This is a genomic window from Dyella terrae, from assembly GCF_022394535.1.
GTDB lineage: Bacteria > Pseudomonadota > Gammaproteobacteria > Xanthomonadales > Rhodanobacteraceae > Dyella.
In genome coordinates this window covers 1,015,653-1,038,546 of sequence record NZ_CP089414.1, presented here as the reverse complement: position 1 = coordinate 1,038,546, position 22,894 = coordinate 1,015,653, and the positions used below count along the sequence as shown (strand labels likewise).

Sequence of the window (22,894 nt, the reverse complement as noted above, 5' to 3'; positions counted from 1 at the left end):
CCGGCGGCCGTGTGTACACCGCCACGGCCTGATCGTTTCCCTTTTATCTGACCGAATCTGTCCGCATTGCGGACCGGTTCGGTGTGCCTGAAACGCCGAAGGAGACGTGCATGAACCGACTTGCTCTGCGAACGCTGTCTTGCGTTGTGGTCATGAGTTTGGCGCTGGCTGGCGGCGTACAGGCCCAAGCCGCGGCGCCCGCGCTATCAGGGTTGCCCGATTTCACCGGCATCGTGCAGAAGAACGCGCCTGCCGTCGTGCACGTCGAGGCTAAATACAGCGGCAAGAAGCAGGTCAAGGGTCGCTCGGGTGCGCGCAGCATGCCGGGGGCGCCGGGCGATGACGACAGCGACGATCCGTCGATGGAGATGTTCCGTCGCTTCTTCGGCATGCCGATGATGCCGTCGCCGGAGGAGCAGGCGCGCACCTCTTTGGGCTCCGGTTTCATCATTTCGCCGGACGGCTATGTCCTCACCAATACGCATGTAGTGGATGGTGCTGACACAGTCACCGTTCGCCTGCAGGATCGTCGCGTGCTCACCGCCAAGGTTGTGGGCAGTGATCCGCAATACGACATCGCGCTACTGAAGGTCGATGCGAAAGCGGCGCTGCCCGCCGTCAGCATCGGTGACTCGCGCTCCCTCAAGCCGGGACAGTGGGTGCTGGCGATCGGCTCGCCGTTTGGCTTTGACTACACGGTAACCCAGGGCATCGTGAGTGCCGTGGGGCGCAACCTGGGCAGTCAGGATCAGCCGTACACGTCGTTCATTCAGACTGACGTGCCGATCAATCGCGGTAATTCCGGCGGGCCGTTGTTTGATCTGCAGGGGCGCGTCGTCGGTGTCAATTCGCAGATCTATTCCAACACGGGCGGTTACCAGGGCGTGGCCTTCTCCATTCCGATCGATGTGGCCATGAACGTGGTCAAGCAGATCAAGGACAAGGGCTATGTGTCGCGCGGGCAGCTTGGCGTGATGGTCCAGCAGGTCACGGACGACATGGTCAAGGCACTCAAGCTGGACAATGCCAGTGGCGCGGCGGTGACCCAGGTGAACAAGGGCAGTGCGGCGGAAAAGGCCGGAATTCGCCCAGGTGACGTGATCCTTAGCTACAACGGCCAAAGCATCAATTCGAGCGCGGATCTGCCGCCCTTGGTGGGTCAGACGCCTCCGGGCACCAAGGCCACGATCGAGATCCTGCGAGACGGTAAGAAAGAGAGCGTGCCAGTTACGGTGGCTGAAATGCCACGTGACAAGAATGCCGTAGCAGCCTCTGGCGACGCAGACCAACCTGCGGCCCGTGCCGGTGTCAGCGCGCTTGGCTTGGCGGTTCAGGAGCTGGACAGCGATAGCCGTCAGCAACTGGGCCTCAAGGCGGGCGAAGGCGTAGGCATCAGTAATGTCACCGGCCCCGCGGCGACTCGCGCCGGGTTGCAGCCAGGTGATGTGATTCTCATGGTCAACCAGAAGAAGATTGGCAGCGTTTCTGCATTCCGAGACGCTACGAAGGACGCAAAGGCCGGTGACACCGTGCTTCTGCTGGTCCGCCATGGCGATCAGAGTGGTTTCATCGGGCTTACCGTGCCCGGTGGCAAGGACGAATGAGGTCGTGGTTCGCGGCGAATGGCAGCGCAGCGGGCCGTGACTTTGTCGTAACCCGGTCGTTCAACGCGACCGGGGCCGGGGCGATGGGCGCTTGGGCTACCGTCGCTCCGGATGCAGGGAGGGTCGCGTGACGCCCCCTTATCGGGGCGTTCCGATCCCGCCAGCTACCGTGGGTGGCTAACTTTCCAGGGTGCCCGAAGGCCCCTCGTTCCATGCGATAATGCTGGGTTCGTACGACCATCCCGGTCTTGCGCTGCCTGCGAGTACCGCAGGTCAGTGAACGCCTCTAGCGTGCTCCATGGAACTGATCCGAAACTTCTCCATCATCGCCCACATCGATCACGGCAAGTCCACGCTTGCCGATCGCATCATCCAGATCTGCGGCGGACTGACTGAGCGCGAGATGGAGGCGCAGGTGCTCGACAATAATCCGATCGAGCGCGAGCGCGGTATCACCATCAAGGCGCAGTCCGTCTCATTGCCGTACACGGCGCGGGACGGCAAGACCTACCAGCTCAACTTCATCGACACCCCGGGTCACGTCGACTTCTCGTATGAAGTCAGCCGCTCGCTGGCCGCATGCGAGGGCGCGTTGCTGGTAGTGGACGCCGCCCAGGGTGTGGAGGCGCAATCCGTCGCCAACTGCTACACCGCCGTGGAGATGGGTCTGGAAGTGGTGCCCGTCCTCAATAAGATCGACCTGCCGACGGCCGACCCCGAAAAGGTGAAGGGCGAAATCGAAGCCGTCATCGGTATCGATGCCGATGACGCCGTTGCAGTGAGCGCCAAGACCGGCCAGAACGTGATCGAAGTGCTCGAGGCCATCGTTGCGCGCATTCCGCCGCCGAAGGTGGGTGATACCGATCGCCTGCAGGCGTTGATCATCGATTCGTGGTTCGACAACTACCTCGGCGTCGTCTCGCTGGTGCGGGTGGTGCAAGGTGAGATCAAGCCTGGCGACAAGCTGCTGGTGATGTCCACCGGCCGTGCGCATGAAGTCAGCGAAGTAGGCGTGTTCACGCCCAAGCGCAAGAAGCTCGAAAAGCTCTCGTCGGGCGAAGTGGGCTGGATCACCGCATCGATCAAGGATGTGCATGGCGCCCCCGTCGGCGACACGCTGACACTCGCCGCCAAGCCTGCCGACAAGCCACTGTCGGGCTTCCAGACCATGCAGCCGCGCGTGTTCGCCGGCCTGTTCCCGGTCTCCGCTGACGACTATCCGGCCCTGCGCGAGGCGCTGGACAAGTTGCGCCTCAACGATGCGGCGCTGTTCTTCGAGCCCGAAAGCTCCGAGGCAATGGGCTTCGGTTTCCGCTGCGGCTTCCTTGGCATGCTGCACATGGAAATCGTGCAGGAGCGCCTGGAGCGTGAGTACGATCTCGATCTGATCACCACCGCACCCACCGTGGTGTACGAGGTGCTCAGGAGCGATGGCTCGATACTGATGCTGGACAACCCGGCCAAGCTGCCGCCCGCGCATCTGATGCAGGAAATCCGCGAGCCGATCATCGTCGCGAATATCCTCACGCCGCCGGACTACATCGGCAACGTCATCACGCTGTGCGAAGAGAAGCGTGGCGTGCAGCGTTCCATCCAGTACCTCGCCACGCAGGTGCAGATCACCTACGAAATGCCGTTGGCCGAAGTGGTGCTCGATTTCTTCGATCGCTTGAAGTCAGTGTCGCGCGGTTACGCCTCGATGGACTACCACTTCGAGCGCTTCGAGGCCGGTCCGTTCGTGCGTGTGGATGTGCTGATCAATGGCGACCGCGTGGATGCGCTAAGCCTGATCGTGCACCGTGTCCACGCCGAGCGTCGCGGCCGTGACCTGGTTGAGCGCATGAAGGACCTGATCCCGCGCCAGCAGTTCGACGTGGCGATCCAGGCCGCCATCGGCGCCCAGATCGTCGCCCGTTCCACGGTGAAGGCTTTGCGTAAGAACGTGTTGGCCAAGTGCTACGGCGGCGATGTGAGCCGAAAGAAGAAGCTGCTGGAGAAGCAGAAGGAAGGCAAAAAGCGCATGAAGCAGGTAGGCCGCGTGGAGATTCCGCAAGAAGCCTTCCTTGCCGTGCTGAAGGTGGACAAGTAAAGCCGGTCCCGGAAAAGTAGCGGACAGGGCAGGTATTCCGCTGCCTTTTCCGATACGGTTTGACTGCAGCAACCCCGTTCCCTGCTCCTGAGGAGCTTTCAATGGATTTTGATTTCTCGGCGATTCTGCTTGGCCTCACCGTGTTGTTCGGTGTCATATGGGGCCTGGACCGCCTGTTCTTCTATAAGCAGCGCAAGGCCAAAGCAGAGGCTTCGGGCAAGGACATGCACGAACCGGTCGCGGTTGACTGGGCCCGCTCGTTGTTCCCGGTGGTGCTGGTGGTATTGGTGCTGCGTTCGTTCGTGGCCGAGCCGTTCCGCATTCCGTCCGGTTCGATGATGCCGACGCTGGATGTTGGCGACTTCATCCTGGTGAACAAGTTTGCCTACGGCCTGCGCATGCCGGCTTTCAACAACAAGTTTGTGAGCCTGGGCGAGCCCAAGCGTGGCGACGTGGTGGTATTCCGCTTTCCCGGTTATCTGTGCGAGGACGGCGGCAAGTTGGTGCGCAGCGGTGACCAGAGTTGCGTGGACCCGCATGCACCGGTGCCCAACCAGAACTGGATCAAGCGAGTGATCGGCCTGCCGGGTGACCGGGTGGAAATGCACGGCGACCAGCTGATCGTGAATGGCCAGCCGGTAGCCGCTGATCTGGTCGGTCCGTACGAGGGCGACCCCAAGCGCGCCGAATCCCGTCTGATGTTGGAAATGGGTGCCACTGTGTGGAACGAGCACCTGCCCAACGGCGAAGGTGGCGTGGTGAATCATCTCACCGCGCGCATGCCCAACTATGCCGTGCCACCGCCGTTGCCGAATCCGCACGTGCCGCTGGTGGTGCCGCAGGGCTGCTACCTGGCGATGGGCGACAACCGTTACAACAGCACGGACAGCCGCTGGTGGGGTTGCCTGCCGGAGCAGAATCTCGCCGGCAAGGCGTTCCTGATCTGGCTCAGCTGGACTGGTTCGGGCGTCGCGTTCCATCGCATGGGCACGGTCATTCACTAAAAGCGTGACGGCCATGGGTATGCGCCCGGTGACGTCCTTGCGGACTTGGCGCGACAATAAGCGCGCCAAGTCGCTGCCGGAGCGTCTCGGTGGCGCCATGCCAGTCAGCCGGAAATCGCCGCAAGGCGGCATAGCGAGGGGACTATGAAATCGAAGCAGACGGGCATCACCCTGATGGGGTTTCTTATCGTGCTCATGGTGGTGAGCTTTTTTGGCTATATGGCGATGAAGCTGGTGCCTGCCTATACAGAGTTCATGGGCGTGAGCAAGGCCATGGGCCAGTTGGCGTCGGAAGGCACGGCCAGGACGCCCGGAGAAGTTAAGAGCGCCTTGATGAAGAAGCTGGATTTCCAGTACGTAAGTGATGACACCATTACGCCGCAGGACATCAGCTTCAAGCGCAACGGCAACGCAACGCAGCTGAGCGTCAGCTACGACAAGCGTATTCCCTTTATGTACAACGTCGACTTCCTGGTGCACTTCGAAAAGAGCGTAGAGTTGCAGGGCAATGTCGACGGTTAAGCACAGGCTCTGGATTTGACCAAGCTCGACTATCGATTTCTTGACCCCTCTCTTGCGCAGCTGGCACTGACTCATCGCAGTGCCGGTCGGCCGAACAATGAGAGGATGGAATTCCTCGGTGACGCCCTGTTGGGCGTCGTCGTGGCCGAACTGCTGTACGAAGCCCATCCCAACGCCAGCGAGGGCGAAATGTCCCGGTTGCGGGCGCAGTTGGTAAATGGCCAGGCGTTGGCGGTCATCGCCCGGGAGCTGGAGCTGGGTGACGAGCTGAAACTTGGCTCTGGCGAATTGAAGAGCGGTGGTTTTCGCCGCGAGTCCATCCTGGCTGACGCCTTTGAGGCGCTGATAGCCGCGGTGTATCTCGACGCCGGGTTCGATGCCTGCCGCGCGGTGGTGCGCGGGCTGTTCGAGCCACTGGTGGCGGCCATTCCGCGGTCCTCCAAGGACGCCAAGACGCGCCTGCAGGAGCTCTTACAGGCGCGCGGCTGGCCCTTGCCGCAGTACGATCTGATCGATAGCCATGGCGAAGACCACGCCAAGACTTTTGACGTGTCCTGCGAAATCAATGAACCCGCGCCGATTCGCGCCGATGGGCGCGGCACCAGTCGCCGAGCCGCCGAACAGGACGCTGCCGAAACCGTGCTGCGCCTATTGCAGGAACTGAATTCATGAATGACAACGACCAACTCAATCTCGGCGCACCGGCCGAACTTCCGCACGACGATTTCCGCTGTGGCACCGTAGCCCTGGCTGGCCGCCCCAATGTGGGCAAGTCGACTCTGCTCAATGCATTGATCGGCTTCCGCCTGTCCATCGTGAGCCCGCGCCCGCAGACGACGCGCCACCGCATCCTGGGTATCGCCACCAGCGAGGCGGGGCAGATCATGTATGTGGATACCCCGGGCCTGCATCGAGGCGCCAAGCGCGCCATGAACCGTAGCCTGAATCGGGCGGCACGCTCGGCCATCAGTGAAGTCGACGTGGTTGTGCAGGTGATCGAGGCTGGCCGCTGGACTGACGAAGATGAGGCGCTCTACGACGCACTCGTCGAGCAGAAGGTGCCGCGCCTGCTGGTGATCAACAAGGTCGACCTCGCGAAAGACAAGTCGACCATGCTTCCGTTTGTGGCCGAGCTGATGACTCGCCACAGCTTCGATGACATTTACTATGTCAGCGCCCTCAAGGAAAAGGGCCTCAAGGAACTGGAGGCTGGCATCCTCAAGCGCTTGCCGGTGCAACCGCCGGTGTACGGTGAGGATGAGGTCACCGATCGCAGCGAGCGCTTCCTGGCCGCGGAGATGGTGCGCGAACAGTTGATGCTCCGGTTGGATCAAGAGCTTCCCTACGCCACTACGGTAGAGATCGAGCAGTTCAAGGATCGCGAGGACGGTGTCGCGGAGATCCACGCCATCATCTGGGTCGAACGCGACGGTCAGAAAGCCATTGTGATCGGCAACGGTGGTGCCCAGCTCAAGGCCATCGGCACGTCGGCGCGTCGCCACATGGAGCGAGCCTTCGAGCGCAAGGTGTTCCTGCGTCTTTGGGTAAAGGTGCGTGAAGGTTGGGTCGACGACGAGACCATGCTGAAGAAGTTCGGTTACACGGATTGATCGCGCCTGCGCCAGGCGGGCCGGCGAAACCTCCACTCGCGACAACGGAATGACCTGGGCGCGCCGCTCACGCCATGCGCATCGAACAACAACCGGCATACGTTCTTCACTCGCGGCCCTACCGTGAGACGTCGCTGCTGCTCGAGTGCCTGACGAGAGAACACGGGCGGCTTGGGGTGGTTGCGCGCGGGGTGAGGCGCGAACGTGCGCGGCTGCAGCGCGCGCAGTTGGAGCCTTTTCAGCGCTTGTCGCTGGACCTGATGTTGCGTGGTGAGCTGGCGACACTGCAGTCGGCCGAGGGCGTGGGGGCGCCGCTGCGCCTAGTGGGGGATGCGGGGCTCGCCGGCCTCTATCTCAACGAATTGTCGGTCAGGCTAACCGGGCGGCAAGACCCGCTACCCGAGCTGTTCGATGCTTATGCCCGCACCTTGCCGCGCCTCGCCCAGGGCGAACCACTGGCCTGGAGTCTGAGGCGTTTCGAGCGCGACCTGTTGGAAGCGGTAGGTTACGCACTTCAGTTGGAGTTCGAAGCGGAGTCGGGTGAGCCTGTGGAGCCTGCGCAGCACTATCGCTACGTGGTCGAGCAAGGGCCGGCGCCGTGTCGTCCAGGTACGCCCCATGCGTTGCGAGGCGCCGACCTGCTCGCGCTGGTCGCCGACGTGATGCCGGATGCTGCCGGCTTGTCGGCGTTGCGGGTCATGATGCGGGAGGTGATCCGTTTCCATCTGGGAGGCGGCGAGCTGCGCGCGTGGCACGTGCTCGGCGCCGCGATATCGCGGCGCTAAGTCTGGCTCTTAGGCCGGATCTTCGGCAGCCAGCGCCTCGATGGTGGCCAGCAGGGAGCGACGGAAGCGCGACAGCGGCACGGATGTCCCCGAGTGCCCGAGCTTCAGGTGACGCTGCAACACGGTCGTCTGCATGCCCAGGGCCGCTGCGCCGCAGAAGCCGCAGGACGAACGCAATCGATGCAGGCGGTCAGCCAGTGCCTCGGGGTTGTTCGCAAGGGCGTCGAGATCCTGGTAAAGGCCGGTCAACTCCACGCGCAAGAGTGTGCGCATAGCCTTTACCACTTCCGCATCGCCCATGGTGGCGATCGCCTGTGCGTCATCCAGCAGCGGCGAGGTGGTCGCGCCCGCTTGCACCAGGGCCAGGATGCGGCGCAGGTCCGCCAGGTTGCAGGGCTTCTGCAGGACCTCGCTGAACTCGGAGGACAGCAGGCGTTGCCGTTCCTTCACGTCCATTTCGGCGCTGGTCGCGACGGCGGTGCAATCGCTGGAACGTGCGTCTGGATCGCTACGGAGTGCGGCGAGTACTTCTTCCGCGCCAGCGCCGGGCATCCGGCAGTCCAGCAGAAGCAGGTCGAAGGCCTCCTGGCGGGCGATGGCGATGGCTGAGGGGCCGTCATGGCAGGCCTGGGCGTCCAGGCCAAGGCTGCGCAAGGCTTCCACCAGGAAAAACCGGCTGCTCGGGTCGTCGTCGGCCACCAAAGCGCGGACCGCGTCGGGCATGCCCCGATGGCCCGTAGGGGTCTTGGAAGACGGGTGTTGCATGACGTGTCCATGTCGTTCAGCTGATTTTGGCAGAATGGCGCGTCATGCGTGCCAACTCAAGCCACCTGTTGCTCAGCCTGCTCATCCTTTTTGGGGTGGGATTGTCGTTGCCGGTCCGCGCGGACGTGGCGCTGGGCGCCAAGACGGTGACCGTGCCCGGCCTCAAAATGCAGGGTGTGCAATCGCGGATCGGTGAGGACGGGCAGGGCGGGCTCAAGCTTGGTCTGAAGGCCGCCAAGGCCGATGTCCCATCGATGGGTTGGAAACGCATTGGTGTGGATCTGCAGGGCACTCTGCAGCGAGACACCCACATGCGTTGGTTGTTTGATGGCGTCGCCCAGTTGTCTGGTGCGCAAGGCGGTGCGCTGAGTAATGCCAAGGTGTCGATGGTGATCGACGAGGCCGCCAACACGCTGGAGATCGACATATCGCAGGGGGCGATCCAGGCCAGCACCGCTCTTCCGCTCGACCAGCCCACGCATGCTCAGATCAGCCTCAAGGGTGTGCCGCTTGCTTGGCTGCAAGGCGTGCTCAGCACGGTGTGGTCGGGCCGCGTCACCGGCGGCAAGCTCGATGCAGACATGGCGCTGGATCTGCAGGACAAGGGGTTGCAGGCCTCCGGGCAATTCGCGCTGAGCGGTGGTGGCTTTGACACGCCAGGCGGTGCATTGGCGGGGCAATCGGTCAATGGCAACGGGCGTCTCAATATCGATACGACCAGCGCGCCGTCTCGCATCGATCTCGATGCGGGTTTGCGCGGCGGCGAGTTGTTGCTCGGTCCCATTTTCGCCCGGCTACCGGATCACACGGTTCAGTTGAGCCTCGCTGCGGCGATACGAAATGGCGCCGTCGATTTCAACCGCCTGCGCGTGGCGGATGCCGACGCGCTGCAACTGGAAGGCTCGATGGCCTTCAATGCGAAGGGTGACCTCCAGCAGCTCAAGCTCGATCGCTTGCAGTCGCGCTTCCCTGCCGCCTACCAGCGCTACGGCCAGGCGTGGCTCACCACGCTGGGTTTACGCGACGTGCGTATCGAAGGTCAGTTGAGCGGCAACCTGGATCTCGGTGCGGATGGCCTGCGCAGTTTCGCCTTTGATACCGACGGGCTCGATGTCGCGGATGGGGAGGGGCGCCTGGGCGTGAAGGGGCTGCGCGGTGGTCTCGACTGGAATGCCAATACCGATCGACCTGCGACCACGCTGAGCTGGCAGGCCCTGCAGGTCTATCGCATGCCGCATGGCGCGGCGCAGACGCGCTGGCAGAGCCGGAGCGGCGCGCTTAGCCTGCAACACTCGGTCGACATCCCTCTGCTCAATGGCCGTGTGCACGTGGGCGACCTGGAATGGCGTCCGGCCGCGTCCAAGGGGCGTCGACTGGAAACGTCGCTGGCTTTCGCGGGCATCGACATGGCGGCGTTCTCGCGTGCCATGGGGTGGCCGGAGTTCCCCGGCACCCTGGGTGGCGCCATTCCTGCCTTGCGTTGGGTTGATGATCGCTTTGAGCTCGAGGGTGGCCTCTCGATCAATGTGTTCGACGGCTTCGTCGATATCACGCGCCTGACATTGCAGAGTCCTTTCGGCCCCAGCCCCGTGCTGACCAGTGACGTGCAACTGCGCCAGCTTGATCTTGGCGCGATGACCAGCGTGTTCGATTTCGGCAACATCACTGGCCGCATGGACGGCTCCATCAACGAGCTACGCTTGGTGAATTGGAATCCGGTGGCTTTCAAGGCCAACCTGCTCGCCGGCAGCGGTGGTCGCATCAGCCAGCGCGCCGTGAACAACCTCACCAGTGTCGGTGGCGGTGGCGCGGCGGCGGGTTTGCAGGGCGCTGTTCTCAAGCTCTTCAAGACGTTCGGGTACAAGCGCATCGGCCTCAATTGCACCCTGCAGGCCTCCGTATGCCGTATGGGCGGTCTCGATGACGATGCCGACGGCTACACTATCGTCGAGGGCAGCGGACTGCCGCGCCTGCAGGTGATCGGTCACCAGACCCAGGTCGATTGGCCGACCCTCGTTCGCCGGTTGAAAGCCGCCATTGAAGGCAACGGACCGGAAGTCCACTAGGGGCGCCCTGAGTCGAATCAGGTGCCTCCAGCCACACCCCATCCCCGAAGGAGTCGAAGATGCGCAAGCTCGTCTATGGATTGCTGACCATGCTGTTGGTCGCATTGGTGGGGTGCGTCACCATCAACGTGTATTTCCCTGAGGCGGCGGCTCAGAAAGCGGCCGACCAGTTCATCGGCACCGTGTTGGACAATGCGGCGCCTTCGTCGCCCGCCAAGAGCAATGAGTCTGCCCCGCCGGTGAAGAAGAGCGGGCAACCGTCCGCCATGCTGCTGGATCTGCTGATTCCAGCCGCCTATGCGGCCGACGCGCCGAACCTGCTTATCCAGACCGCGACAACGGATGCCATTCACGGGCGCATGCAGGCGCGCTTCCGCGACACCCTGACACCTTTGTTCAACAGTGGCGCGGTGGGTTTCACGCAGGATGGCCTGGTGGCGGTGCGTGACGCCGGCAAGGTGCCACTGGATCAGCGTGCTGGGGTGAGCGCTTCGGTGGCCGACGAGAACCGGGATCGCAACGCCCTGTATCGCGAAGTGGCCAATGCCAACAATCACCCCGAATGGGAATCGCAAATCCGCGCCACGTTTGCCAAGGGTTGGATCGAGCGGGCGCGTGCGGGCTGGTATTATCAGGATGCCTCGGGCGCCTGGAAGCAGAAGTAAGCCGTACGCCCACCCCTGGCCCGTTCATGGTTCCGCCGCGATGCGGGCCAACAACCGGGCACCAGCCCGATCACCGCGCCCGGGTCCCCATGATCCGGGCGTGCGCGTTTCTGGAAGACAGCACTCACGATGAACGAACTCGAAGCCACCATCACCGATCTTAGCCATGACGGCAAAGGCGTAGCCCGCATCGACGGCAAGGCCGTCTTCGTCAGCGGCGCGCTGCTGGGCGAAGACGTCAAGCTGCGCATCCGCAAACGGCATCGTCATTACGACGAAGCCGAGGTGGTGGAGCTGTTGACCCGATCGCCGCATCGCGTCGAACCGCGTTGCCGTCATTTCGGACAGTGCGGCGGCTGTTCGCTGCAGCATCTCGATGCCGTCTCCCAGATCGAAGTGAAGCAGCGTGTGCTGAAGGACAACTTCGAGCGCATCGGCAAGGTGACGCCGGCCACGTGGTTGCCGCCACTGACGGATGAGCCCTGGGGCTATCGCCGCAAAGGTCGCCTGTCGGTGCGCTCCGTGGCCAAGAAGGGACGCGTGCTGGTGGGCTTCCGTGAGGAAAGCAATCCGCGCTTTGTAGCCGACATCACGCACTGCGAGGTCGTGCATCCGGCGCTGGGCCCCAAGATCGGCCTGCTGGCTGAGCTCGTGAGCGGCATGGATGCGGCGGCGGATATTCCGCAGATCGAGTTCGCGGCCGGCGACGACGTCGTCGCGCTGGTGTTTCGCCACATGGCGCCGCTGAGCGAGCGCGATCAATCCGCGCTGATCGAGTTCGGCAAGCAGCATGGCTTTGCCATCTACCTGCAGCCGGGCGGCGTGACCAGTGTGCATCCTTTGTGGCCGGAGGCGCCGCGCCTGGCGTTCCGCATCCCGAGTGGCGATGCGGCGTTCGAGGACGTGGAGCTGGAATTCCGCCCGCTCGACTTCGTGCAGGTGAATGCGGGCATGAATCGCCGCATGATGGCGCGCGCCATGGAGCTGCTCGATCCGCAACCGACGGATCGCGTGCTCGATCTGTTCTGCGGCCTCGGCAACTTCACGCTGCCCATCGGGCGTCGCGTGGCGGAGGTCGTCGGCGTGGAGGGCGAGCATGGCCTGGTCGAGCGCGCTGCGGAGAACGCCGCGCGTAACGGCATCACCCATGCACGGTTTGAAGTCGCCAACCTGTTCGAGGACCAGCGTCATGCGCATTGGGCCAAGCAGCCGTGGGACAAGCTGCTGCTCGATCCGCCGCGTGCTGGTGCCGACAAGGTACTGGAGTATCTCCCGCATAAGGAAACGCGCCGCATCGTCTACGTGTCGTGCCATCCGGGCTCACTGGCCCGCGATGCCGGCATCCTGGTGGAGAAGCATGGATTCCGCTTGAGTGCCGCAGGGGTGATGGATATGTTCCCCCACACGGCGCACGTGGAGTCGATCGCCTTGTTCGAGCGCTGAGCCGCCCGGCGACCTTCACTACTCCGTCACACAATCCCCCAATCATCGGGCGAAGCATGGGCATCGAAATCGAACGCAAATTCCTCCTGGGTCACGATGGTTGGCGCGACGCCGTCAGCGAAAGCGAGCGCATCGCCCAGGGCTATCTGGTCAGTGCGCAGGCGCTGCACGACGGCACCGCGCGCGCTTCGGTGCGCGTGCGCCGCACCGGTGAGCGCGCCTGGCTCAATATCAAATCGGCGCAGTTGGGCATCGAGCGGGCCGAGTTCGAGTATCCCGTGCCCATCGCCGATGCCGAGCAAATGCTCGCTGAGCTGTGCGACGGTGTGGTCGAGAAAATCCGCCATCACGTGATCGTGGACGGCGTGCTGTTCGAGATCGACGAATTTTTCGGCGAGAACGCCGGCCTCGTGGTGGCCGAGGTCGAACTGCCTTCGGTCGATGCATCGTTTCCGCGGCCATCATGGCTGGCGCGCGAGGTCAGTCATCTGGCTCGCTACTACAACGTCAACCTCATCGCTCACCCTTATGCGCACTGGACACAGGAAGAGCGCGAGGCAGCAGGAGACCCGCAGTCATGCTGATGATCGGCCTGGCCGGTACCACGCTGGCGCCGTCTGAGCACGCGTGGCTGAAGGCGCGTGGTGTTTCGGGTGTGGTGCTGTTTTCGCGCAACTACAGTTCGCGCGACCAGTTGATGGCGCTGATCGATGATATTCGCGACGTCGGTGGCGAAGAGATGCTTATCGCCGTGGACCAGGAAGGCGGCCCCGTCCAGCGATTTCGTGACGGCTTCACCCGCTTGCCGCCGCTCTCTACCATCGGTGCCGTATACGACCGCGACCCGGAAGATGCGATCCGCTTGGCGGAGGAGCACGCCTGGGTGATGTCCAGCGAACTGCGCGCAAGCGGTGTCGATTTCAGCTTCGCCCCTGTGGTGGATCTGGCGCGTGGCAACGCGGCCATCGGCCTGCGTGCATTCCATGCCGATCCGACCGTCACCGCGGAGCTTTCGCAGGCCTATGTGCGCGGCATGCACTTGGGTGGCATGGCGGCCGTGTTGAAGCACTTCCCCGGCCATGGCTCGGTGGCCGTGGACACGCACAAGGCGACGGCGGTGGATCCGCGTCCGTTGGATGTGATCCGGCGCGACGACTTGGTGCCATTCGCCGAAGCGCTGGCCGCGCATGCGGAGGCCGTGATGGTGGCGCACGTGATCTATCCCGAAATCGACGACCAGCCGGCGGGTTTCTCGTCGCGCTGGATCAAGGAAATCCTGCGCAGCGAACTGGGCTTCACCGGCGCAGTGATCAGCGACGACATCAGCATGGCAGCGGCCGGAGCGGCCGGCGGCGCAGCGGCGCGCGTGAGCGCGCACCTCGACGCGGGTTGCGATCTCGTACTTGCCTGCTTCCCCGACGTGGTGGACGAGGCGATCGCCGCCGTGCAAGGACGGGCTGCCGCCTCCCCTGAGCGCATTGCCTCGCTGCGTGGCGCGGTCGCGTCCACCTGGGACGGCCTCAACGACAACCCCCAGCGCGAACGTTTCATCGCGCGCATCGCGGCGCTGCATACCGCGGAAGGACAAACTCCGGCATGACTGCTTCTACTCCCTCGCTAGCAACTGCGCTCGCTGACGCTGACTTGTTGTTCGACCGCGCATCGCTGGAAACGGTCATCGCCGCCATGGGGCGCGATATCGATGCATCGCTGGATGGCGAGCGCGCGGTCTTCCTCACCGTGATGAATGGCGCACTGATCTTCGCGGGCCATCTCGCGTTGGCGATCCGCACTGATGTTGAATTCGACTATGTGCATGCCACCCGCTATCGCGGCGCGACATCGGGCAGTGAGCTGCACTGGCTGCGCGAGCCTGCGGCGGACCTGGCTGGGCGCACTGTATTGCTGGTGGACGACATCCTCGACGAAGGCCACACCCTGAAGGCTGTCCGCGACGACTGCTTGCGTCGTGGTGCGCGCCGCGTGCTGATCGCCAGCTTGTGCATCAAACAGCATGATCGACTGGTGGACGGCGTTGCATCGGACTTCAATGGCGTCGAGTTGCCGGATCGTTATGTGTTTGGCTTTGGCATGGACTACCACGAGCAGGGTCGCAACCTGCCGGGCATCTACGCACTGAAGTAAAGCTGGCGTGCTCCTTTGGGGCGTTGCACAACAGGAGTGGCCTATGAATGTTTTAGGGATTTCCGGCAGCCTGCGGCAGGCCTCGTTCAACACCGCACTGCTGCATGCCGCCCAGGAACTGGCGCCGGCGCGGATGAACATCGTCACTCATGGCCTGCATGATCTGCCGCTGTTCAATCAGGACGTGGAAGAGCAGGGTGATCCTGCGCCGGTCGCTGAATTCAAAGAGGCCATCGAGCGTGCGGATGGCCTGCTGTTCGCCTGCCCCGAGTACAACGGTGGCATTACCGGCGTGCTGAAGAACGCTGTGGACTGGGCGTCGCGCGCCGGCAAGGGGCGCAAGGTTGCCGCATTGACGGGCAAGACCATCTGCATCATTGGTGCGAGTCCGGGTATCACCGGCACCGTGCGTGCGCAGGACCAGCTTCGCCTGGTGCTGCGCCGCGCAGGCGCTCGCACCGAGCCGCAGGGCGATGTGCTGGTGTTCCAGGCGCATACCAAGATTATCGAAGGCCGGCTGACCGATGAGCGGACACGGGAGGCGCTGGGTCGCCACCTGCAGGGATTCGCCGAGCGGCTGGCCGTCACCACCAACGACATTTAATTCGTAAACAGGAACGCATCGTGACTATCGACCTGGCTGTTATCGGCGGCAGCGGCTTGTACAACTTCCCCGGGCTCGAGAACACCTCGCGCCACCGTATCGACACGCCGTATGGCCCTGCATCGGGTGACGTGGTTACCGGTGACTTCGCCGGCCGCAAGGTGGCCTTCCTCGCGCGTCATGGCGAAAGCCACACGATTCCGCCGCACCGGGTGAACTACCGCGCGAACCTCTGGGCGCTGCACTCGCTGGGTGCGCGCAAAGTGATTGGCGTGAATGCGGTAGGTGGCATTCGGGCTGACATGGGGCCGCGCGTTATCGTCGTGCCGGATCAGGTCATCGATTACACGCATGGTCGCTACACGAGTTTTTGCGATGTGGAGGGTGCCGAGGTCCGTCATATCGATTTCAGCGAGCCCTACACCGAGTCGCTCCGCCGCGAGTTGATCGATGCGGCCGGCGCGGCAGGTATCGCCGCGATTGATGGTGGCTGCTACGGCGCCACCCAGGGGCCGCGACTGGAAACTCGGGCGGAGATCGCACGCATGAAGCGCGACGGCTGCGATTTGGTCGGCATGACCGGCATGCCTGAGGCCGTACTCGCCCGCGAACTGGAGATGGATTACGCCTGCCTTGCGCTGGTGGCCAACTTTGCCGCGGGCTGCGGGGACGAAGCGGAAATCAGCATCGAAGAAATCTTCGCCCACCTGGCGGCGGCTACGGCAGAGGTACCTCGCATCCTCGGCGTTTTGCTCAAAAGCTGAGCAGCCGGTGGGGGTTTTAACGTGCCAGTGCATCCGCCGTATTGCGCTTTGGCATAAAACATGTTGATACTTCTCTGGTGCCAGGGGCGGCGGACCAAGGGGTCAAGGTGGTTCATCGCTATCCGTGGTGCATCCAGTCCATGATTCAGAGGTTCACGCAATGCGTTTCGGTACGGTCAAGTGGTTCAACGATGCCAAGGGTTTCGGCTTCATCGCGCCCGAGGACGGTGGGGAGGACGTGTTCGTCCACTTTTCGGCGATCAACGCTAAGGGCTTTCGTAGCCTGCAGGAAGGTCAGCGCGTGCAGTTCGAAGTCACCACGGGGCCGAAGGGCGCCCAGGCTTCGGGCGTCGAGATCGCTGGTTGATTTCGGTGAGCCGGCGCCTGCGTCGGTCATCGATCTAAAAGAAGCCCCGCGCCGTAAAGCGCGGGGCTTCTTTCATTTTTGGGTGAGCGCACGATGGCTGATCGTAGAGATTTTCTGAAGGCATCCCTGCTTGGTGCCTCGGCCGTGGCATTGGCGGGCGGAGCCAACGCATTGGCGGAAACCAAGGGTGCAAAAACAAGCGGCACTGCGCCGCGGGTGGTGTCGACGTGGGACTTCGGCGTTGCCGCCAACCAGGCAGCATGGGGCGTGCTGTCCAAGGGTGGCGGCTCGCTGGATGCCGTCGAAGCGGGCGTCATGATCCCGGAGGCCGACCTGAAGAATCACAGCGTGGGCCGTGCCGGTTATCCGGATCGTGACGGACACGTGTCGCTGGACGCCAGCATCATGGACGCCGATGGCAGCTGCGGCGCCGTGGCGGCGCTGGAGCATATTGCTCATCCCATCCAGGTGGCGCGCCGTGTCATGGAGCGAACGCCGCACGTGCTATTGGTCGGCGATGGTGCACTGCAGTTCGCGATCGAGCAGGGCTTCAAGAAAGAAGAACTGCTCACGCCCGAATCCGAGGCGGCGTGGAAGGAGTGGCTGAAGACGGCCCACTATCAGCCCTCGGCGAACAGCGAAGTACGCGACTACGGCAAGACCGGCATGCCTGGCGGCAAGGATAACCACGACACCATCGGCATGCTTGCCATCGATGCCAACGGACGACTGGCGGGCGCCTGCACCACCAGCGGCATGGCGTGGAAATTGCGCGGCCGCGTGGGTGATAGCCCGATCATTGGTGCCGGCCTCTATGTGGATGGCGATGTTGGCGCGGCCACGTCGACGGGCGTGGGCGAGGAAGTGATCCGCAATGTGGGTAGCTTCCTGGTAGTGGAGCTGATGCGGCAAGGGCGTTCACCGCAGGACGCATGTCGCGAGGCCGTGATGCGCATCGTCAAGCGCCGTCCCGCGGCATCGAAGGATTTGCAGGTGGGCTTCCTCGCCATGAATCGCGAGGGTGAGGTCGGCGCGTTCGCTATCCAACCCGGCTTTTCGTACGCCGTGTGTGACGCGAAGAAGCAAGATGGCCTGCTGCCATCGAAGAGCGTCTACTGATGACGAAACCTTTGCTCGAGATCGCAGCCAATTCGCTCGCCTCCGCCCTGGCTGCGCAAGCAGGTGGAGCGGATCGCGTCGAACTATGCACGGGTCTTGAGCTGGGTGGGCTGACGCCGTCGGCGGCGCAGATCGCGCAGGTCCGTGAGCGGTTGAGCATTCCCGTCTATGTGCTTATCCGCCCGCGGGCAGGGGATTTCCTCTACAACGACGATGAACTGACCACCATGCATCGCGATATCGAGACGTGCCTGTCGCTTGGTTGCGATGGTGTGGTGTTCGGTGTCCTCGATGCCGATGGACGTGTCGATGTGCCGCGCTGCAAGCCGTTGTTGTCAGCAGCCGGTGGCATGGGCGTGACGTTCCACCGCGCTTTCGATATGGCCAGGAGTGCCGCGCAGGCGCTAGAGGATGTGATCTCGCTAGGTGCCGAGCGCTTGCTTACCTCGGGCGGTGCCGCGTCTGCGGTGGAGGGGGCGGTGGCGATCCGTCACTTGGTCGAACAAGCGGCTGGGCGCATCGCGGTGATGCCGGGCGCAGGTGTCCATGCATCGAATATCGCGGACTTGGTCCACGCAACCGGTGCGACGGAATTTCACGCGTCCGCCAAGGCCGGCCTTCCCTCAGGTATGCGATGGACGAACCAGCAACTGCCCGATATGGCCGGTGGCGAGATTCGCACGGACGAGCATGAAGTGCGGGCGCTGGCGAGGGCGTTGGCACCGCTACGCTGATAGGGCGGATCCGGTCGTTGGCAATCGGGGAGATGTCGTTTTAAGCTGAAGACTTGCGCGTCATCCACACCCAGCGAGCCAATCCCATGGGCGAGCGGAACGATCGGCAAGCATACCGGCCAGCCTTGGCCTTTCTGGCGGGAGTGAGGGCGTGAATGCGCCGCACCAAGTGGCGGTGCCTGCGGCGCAGGTCCTGAGTCGCTGGCCGCGCCTTCTCTCCACGGCCGCCGTGATTGTGGCGGCCACCATCTTCGGCCTCAGTTACAGCCTTTCCGCGCCACTGATCGCGATGAGCCTTGCCGCTGGCGGGCACTCTGGCACCTATATCGGTGTGAACGCCGCGATGCATGCCTTAGGCGTGCTGCTGATCGCCCCGGCCATGCCTGCACTGGCGGCCCGCTTCGGCGCGCGGGCACTGGCCGTGGCCGCGCTGGTCGTCACCGCCGTCGTGCTGGCCGCATTCACTCGTGTGACCGACGTGGCATGGTGGTTTCCGTTACGCATCGTGCTGGGCATGGCGGCGGAGACCTTGTTCGTCATGTCCGAGACCTGGACCAACGTGCTCACGACGGAGCAGGCCCGTGGACGCACCATGGCCGTCTATACGGCTGCGTTGTCGCTGGGTATGGTGCTGGGGCCGGCCTTGCTTTCGGTGTTGGGTGTCGACACGGCCGCTTATTTGGCAGGCGCCGTCATTGCGCTGGCCGCGGTCGGGTTCGTCCTGCCGCCCTGGGTCATTGCACCGGGGCGCAGCAAGCCTGAGCACGCGCACCCTATGCGTTACCTGCGCCTTGCGCCCATCGCCATCGCTACCACCGTGCTCAATGCGGGTGTGGAGACGGCGGGCCTGTCTTTCATTTCGCTCTACGCCACGCAGTTGGGTTGGACGGCGGCGCGCGCCATGCAGCTGATCTCTGTGCTGATGCTAGGGGCCATCGTGCTGCAATTGCCCATCGGGTGGTTGGCGGACAAGGTGAGCAAGCGTCGGTTGGTGTTGGCGCTCGCGTCGATTTCCGCCGCAGCCGCCCTGTTCTGGCCGTTTGCTCTGCGGGAAACATGGTTGGCGTTCGCCGTCGTATTCGTCTGGGGCGGTCTGTTCGTCGGTATTTACACCGTCATGCTGGCGATGGTGGGTAGTCACTTCCAGGGCGGTGATCTGGTGGGCGTGTACGCCGTCATGGGGCTGGCGTGGGGCCTGGGTGCATTGGTCGGCCCGGCACTGGCCGGTGTGGCCATGGGGATGAGCGCGCTGTTCGGTCTGCCGGGCGTGATCGCATTAGGGTGCGCTGTGTTTGCGGTGTTCATGGCGGTGTCGCGCAGCGAAACCTGAGGGTATCGGGCGCAGAAGGTTGTGTTCCCACCGGCGCAATGAATGACGGAGCCGTCATATGGTGCAACTGGGCTTGCTTCTGTTAGGTAGCGATTTTATTCGGCGGCGCTGGTTGATCCTCGCCGTCGGCGGCGCGCTATGGGCTGCACTTGGCGTGGCGATCTTCATCGATGCGCTAGACAACGTGCTGTATTTCCCGCTGCACGTGTTTGGTTACCTGCTGCTGGTGGAGGCCGTAGTCACGCTGGCGGTATCCGCGCCGCGACAGGGCACACCATCTGCACTGCGCAAGGCGCGTGGCGTGGTATTTCTGATCCTGGGCCTGCTGATCATCGACCAGCATCATGCCGCCAGCGTGATCCTCGCCATGGCGTTCGGGCTCGCTTTTCTGGCGGATGGGATCTTCCGCATCGCGGCTGCCGTGGTGGTGCGTTTTCGCGGATGGCGGTTGTCGCTGTGCACGGGCTTGCTGGAGGTAGGCTTTGCCGCTTTCATGTTCGAGCCTTACCCGACGTTCTACACGGGCACCGTGCCGTATTGCATTGGTATGGGCTTCTTCCTTACCGGGTGTGGCCTGCTCCGGCAGGCGTGGCGATTGAAGAAATTGCCGGACCACGCGGTGCTCTCCTGGCTGCTCATGCGTGACGCGGCGGTGAGTGATGCGGGGTTCACGCCCGAACCATTGGATGATGTCGCCAGCGATCTGGTGGTCTACGTATGGACGCCATCGGGTTCCGTCGACAATGCGGTGCCGCAGCCGCTGGTGGATCGCTACATCGCCGCAGTGGATGCCAAGGGCGTGATCTCGACGGGGCATGCGGCGCTGGGGAGTGCGCCGGATATCTATGTCAGCCACTACCCGGCGGTTGAAATCGACCGCTCCACGGGCGATTTCGCCAGCATGCTGCGCGCCACGGTAGCCAATAACGTGGCCGGCAAGTTCCAGCCGAGCTACGAGGCGGAAGCCGCCGGCTGGTGCGAATCGAACACCGAGGTGCGTTTCGATCACTTCGACCGCCAACGCCTGCGGGCGTTCTGGATGCGCTACCGCCAAGACACGACATACAACCTGACCAACCGCAACTGTTCCAGCAGCGTGGCGCATTGCCTGGAGGCGGCGCTGGAAGGGTCGTCTGCAAAGCGCGGATTTCTGCGCACCATGGTCAACCCTGATTTGTGGGTGGCAGCCCAATTGAGAAAGCGGGCAGAAGCCATGGCGTGGACGCCCGGCCTGGTGCTCGATTACGCGCGTGCGCTCAAGGTGGCCATCCAGCCGACGCCGCTGGGTTGGTACACCCTGGTGGCGTCGGCAGGGCGCTTCTGGCGTTACGTGCTGGCCTTCTATCGCGGAGGTCGCGTGGGTGGCGTATCGATAGATGACAAGTCGAGCGCCCACGCACCGCGTAAGCGCTCGATCGAGTGAGTTCCATCAAGCCGTGAACTGCAGTCGAGCCAGTTCCGCGTAGAGCCCGCCTTCGGCAAGCAGGCTCTGGTGTGTGCCTTGCGCGACGATGCGTCCGCCGTCCAGCACCACGATGCGGTCGGCGCGCTGCACGGTGGCGAGGCGGTGGGCGATGACCAGGGTGGTGCGGCCCTTTTCCAGTCGTTCCAGCGCTTGCTGGATGGCAGCTTCGGATTGCGCGTCGAGGGCGGAGGTGGCCTCGTCCAGCAACAATAGCGGTGCGTCGCGAAGAATGGCGCGGGCAATCGCAATGCGCTGCCGCTGGCCGCCGGAGAGGCGCACACCGCGTTCGCCTAGCTCCTCAGCGTAGCCTCTGCTCATGGCGTTGATGAAATCGTGCGCCTCCGCGGCGCGGGCGGCATCGCGCACTTCGTCGTCATCGGCGTCCTGCCGGCCAAAGCGGATGTTGTCGGCAGCGGTGCCACCGAAGATCACCGTTTCCTGCGGCACTAGCGCGATGGCGCCGCGCAGCTCCGGCAACGTGAGTGCACGAAGGTCGACACCGTCCAGCGTGATACGACCGGTCTGCGGATCGTAGAAACGCAGCAACAGGGCGAATACGGTGCTCTTGCCCGCGCCGGAGGGGCCAACCAAAGCAACGGTTTCGCCGGGCCGGATGGTCAGGTCGAAGTCGTAGAGCGCCGGTGCGTCGGGACGCGTCGGATAGTGGAAGCCCAGGTTCTCGAACCGCAGCTCGCCCTGCACTGGTTTCGGTAGCGGGGTCGGCTTGGTCGGGCTGGTGATCTCTGCGCGTTCCTCGAATAGCTCGCCGATGCGCTCCATGGCGCCGGCGGCGCGCAGCACGTCGCCCCACACTTCGGACAGGCCAGCGAGCGAGCCGGCAGCAAAGATGGCGTACAGCACGAACTGGCTGAGTACGCCCGCACCCAGCGTGCCCGCGATCACGTCACGCGCACCAGCCCACAACACCAGCGTGATCGCGCCAAAGAACAGCACGATCACCGTGGCAGTCAGCATCGAGCGCATGCCGATACGTTTGCGCGCCGTGGCGAGTGCGCGGGTGATGGCGCTCGCGTAGCGCGTGCTTTCGATGTCCTCGCGTGCATACGCCTTCACCGCCTGGGCGGCGTTGAGGGTTTCGTTGGCGATGGCGGCGGTGTCGGCAAGACGATCCTGGCTGGCGCGCGAAAGTTTCTGCACGCGGCGGCCAAACAGGAGAATCGGCAGCATCACCGCGGGGATTACTAGCGCCGTCAGGCCGGCGAGGCGCGGACTGGTCCAGATCATCATGGCGCTGGCGCCCATCAGCATCACCACGCTGCGTAGCGCGACCGAAATGCCCGAGCCAAGCAATGCCTGAATCACCTCTGTGTCGGTGCCTAGTCGGGAGATCAGTTCACCCACGCGGCTACGCTCGAAGAAGCCCACGTCCAACCGGATCACGTGCGCGTAGAGCTTCGAGCGCATCGCTGCCAGAGCTCGCTCGCCCAGCAAAGTGATGCAGTAATAGCGTGCCGCGGTGGCGAAGGCCATCACCAGTGCCACGCCGAACAGGCCGAGGAAGGTGGTGTTGATGGCGGCCGCGCTGGAGTGGACGAAGCCCTGATCGATCATGTGTCGCACCGCCATCGGCAACACCAGGGTGGCGCCGGAGGAGATGCCCAGGAACACCAGCCAGCCCAGGGCCAGCCCGCGATGGGGTTTCACGAAAGGCCAGAGGCGCGCGAGTGCGCCGATGCGGCGAGCGGGGCGTGGCGTGGCGGCGGTATCGCTCATGGAGTCTCGCGTGCAGTGGAAGGGGCATCCGATCCCTGGCCTCGGTGATCTCTATCCGGAGGTCGAGGAAGCATCGTGG

General features: G+C 63.7%; 22 protein-coding genes. 20 read left to right on the top strand and 2 right to left on the bottom strand.

The window, feature by feature from the left end:
- Positions 1-110: 110 nt before the first annotated feature.
- The 7 genes from DYST_RS04230 to recO all read left to right on the top strand — a co-directional run bounded on the left by DYST_RS04230 (position 111) and on the right by recO (position 7,614).
- On the top strand, positions 111-1,604 hold the full coding sequence (locus DYST_RS04230) for a DegQ family serine endoprotease (RefSeq protein WP_239950308.1): 1,494 nt from the start codon (positions 111-113) through the stop codon (positions 1,602-1,604).
- A 298-nt stretch (positions 1,605-1,902) separates the two neighbouring features.
- On the top strand, positions 1,903-3,693 hold the full coding sequence (lepA, locus tag DYST_RS04225; protein WP_102302672.1) for a translation elongation factor 4: 1,791 nt from the start codon (positions 1,903-1,905) through the stop codon (positions 3,691-3,693).
- A 101-nt stretch (positions 3,694-3,794) separates the two neighbouring features.
- Positions 3,795-4,697, top strand: coding sequence for a signal peptidase I (gene lepB, locus DYST_RS04220; RefSeq protein WP_102302673.1), 903 nt, complete (start codon positions 3,795-3,797; stop codon positions 4,695-4,697).
- A gap of 144 nt (positions 4,698-4,841) precedes the next feature.
- Complete coding sequence (locus DYST_RS04215; protein ID WP_102302674.1) at positions 4,842-5,219, top strand: DUF4845 domain-containing protein; 378 nt, start codon at positions 4,842-4,844, stop codon at positions 5,217-5,219.
- A 15-nt stretch (positions 5,220-5,234) separates the two neighbouring features.
- Positions 5,235-5,891 (top strand): ribonuclease III, encoded by a 657-nt coding sequence (gene rnc, locus DYST_RS04210; RefSeq protein WP_239950306.1) that lies wholly within the window; start codon positions 5,235-5,237, stop codon positions 5,889-5,891.
- A complete protein-coding gene (gene era / locus DYST_RS04205) occupies positions 5,888-6,829 on the top strand; it encodes a GTPase Era (protein ID WP_102302676.1) in 942 nt (313 codons plus the stop codon). Before rnc ends, era begins: the two co-directional genes overlap by 4 nt.
- Positions 6,830-6,903: 74 nt before the next feature.
- Complete coding sequence (gene recO, locus DYST_RS04200) at positions 6,904-7,614, top strand: DNA repair protein RecO (RefSeq protein WP_239950304.1); 711 nt, start codon at positions 6,904-6,906, stop codon at positions 7,612-7,614.
- A gap of 9 nt (positions 7,615-7,623) precedes the next feature.
- On the opposite strand, the gene DYST_RS04195 is transcribed toward recO, so the two are convergent.
- Positions 7,624-8,337 carry a response regulator gene (locus DYST_RS04195; RefSeq protein ID WP_239950302.1) on the bottom strand — a complete coding sequence of 238 codons (714 nt, stop codon included), beginning with the start codon at positions 8,335-8,337 and terminating at the stop codon, positions 7,624-7,626.
- An 86-nt stretch (positions 8,338-8,423) separates the two neighbouring features.
- On the opposite strand from DYST_RS04195, the gene DYST_RS04190 reads away from it, so the two are divergent.
- From DYST_RS04190 to DYST_RS04130, 13 genes are all read left to right on the top strand, one after another.
- Complete coding sequence (locus DYST_RS04190; protein ID WP_239950300.1) at positions 8,424-10,445, top strand: DUF748 domain-containing protein; 2,022 nt, start codon at positions 8,424-8,426, stop codon at positions 10,443-10,445.
- Between the two features lie 59 nt (positions 10,446-10,504).
- Entirely contained in the window at positions 10,505-11,110 is a 606-nt protein-coding gene (locus tag DYST_RS04185) for a YdbL family protein (RefSeq protein ID WP_239950298.1), read from the top strand.
- A 129-nt stretch (positions 11,111-11,239) separates the two neighbouring features.
- Entirely contained in the window at positions 11,240-12,553 is a 1,314-nt protein-coding gene (rlmD, locus tag DYST_RS04180; protein ID WP_102302681.1) for a 23S rRNA (uracil(1939)-C(5))-methyltransferase RlmD, read from the top strand.
- 56 nt (positions 12,554-12,609) lie between these two features.
- Positions 12,610-13,137: a CYTH domain-containing protein gene (locus DYST_RS04175; protein WP_102302682.1), complete on the top strand. Its 528-nt coding sequence runs from the start codon at positions 12,610-12,612 to the stop codon at positions 13,135-13,137.
- Positions 13,131-14,153 carry a beta-N-acetylhexosaminidase gene (gene nagZ / locus DYST_RS04170; protein ID WP_239950296.1) on the top strand — a complete coding sequence of 341 codons (1,023 nt, stop codon included), beginning with the start codon at positions 13,131-13,133 and terminating at the stop codon, positions 14,151-14,153. Before DYST_RS04175 ends, nagZ begins: the two co-directional genes overlap by 7 nt.
- Complete coding sequence (locus DYST_RS04165) at positions 14,150-14,698, top strand: hypoxanthine-guanine phosphoribosyltransferase (RefSeq protein WP_239950294.1); 549 nt, start codon at positions 14,150-14,152, stop codon at positions 14,696-14,698. The genes nagZ and DYST_RS04165 overlap by 4 nt, the downstream gene beginning before the upstream one ends.
- A gap of 43 nt (positions 14,699-14,741) precedes the next feature.
- A complete protein-coding gene (locus DYST_RS04160; RefSeq protein WP_239950292.1) occupies positions 14,742-15,302 on the top strand; it encodes an NADPH-dependent FMN reductase in 561 nt (186 codons plus the stop codon).
- A 20-nt stretch (positions 15,303-15,322) separates the two neighbouring features.
- Positions 15,323-16,066 carry an S-methyl-5'-thioinosine phosphorylase gene (locus DYST_RS04155; RefSeq protein WP_102302686.1) on the top strand — a complete coding sequence of 248 codons (744 nt, stop codon included), beginning with the start codon at positions 15,323-15,325 and terminating at the stop codon, positions 16,064-16,066.
- A gap of 160 nt (positions 16,067-16,226) precedes the next feature.
- A complete protein-coding gene (locus DYST_RS04150) occupies positions 16,227-16,433 on the top strand; it encodes a cold-shock protein (RefSeq protein WP_102302687.1) in 207 nt (68 codons plus the stop codon).
- 93 nt (positions 16,434-16,526) lie between these two features.
- Positions 16,527-17,552, top strand: a complete 1,026-nt coding sequence (locus DYST_RS04145) for a N(4)-(beta-N-acetylglucosaminyl)-L-asparaginase (RefSeq protein WP_102302688.1) — start codon at positions 16,527-16,529, stop codon at positions 17,550-17,552.
- Positions 17,552-18,286 carry a copper homeostasis protein CutC gene (locus tag DYST_RS04140; protein ID WP_239950290.1) on the top strand — a complete coding sequence of 245 codons (735 nt, stop codon included), beginning with the start codon at positions 17,552-17,554 and terminating at the stop codon, positions 18,284-18,286. The genes DYST_RS04145 and DYST_RS04140 overlap by 1 nt, the downstream gene beginning before the upstream one ends.
- 151 nt (positions 18,287-18,437) lie before the next feature.
- The gene (locus tag DYST_RS04135) at positions 18,438-19,616 is read left to right on the top strand and encodes an MFS transporter (RefSeq protein WP_239950288.1); all 1,179 of its coding nucleotides are present in this window, start codon (positions 18,438-18,440) and stop codon (positions 19,614-19,616) included.
- A 58-nt stretch (positions 19,617-19,674) separates the two neighbouring features.
- Positions 19,675-21,039 (top strand): HdeD family acid-resistance protein, encoded by a 1,365-nt coding sequence (locus DYST_RS04130; RefSeq protein ID WP_239950286.1) that lies wholly within the window; start codon positions 19,675-19,677, stop codon positions 21,037-21,039.
- Between the two features lie 6 nt (positions 21,040-21,045).
- Here DYST_RS04130 and DYST_RS04125 read toward each other — a convergent pair whose 3' ends face one another.
- Positions 21,046-22,815 carry an ABC transporter transmembrane domain-containing protein gene (locus DYST_RS04125; protein ID WP_102302691.1) on the bottom strand — a complete coding sequence of 590 codons (1,770 nt, stop codon included), beginning with the start codon at positions 22,813-22,815 and terminating at the stop codon, positions 21,046-21,048.
- Positions 22,816-22,894: the final 79 nt, after the last annotated feature.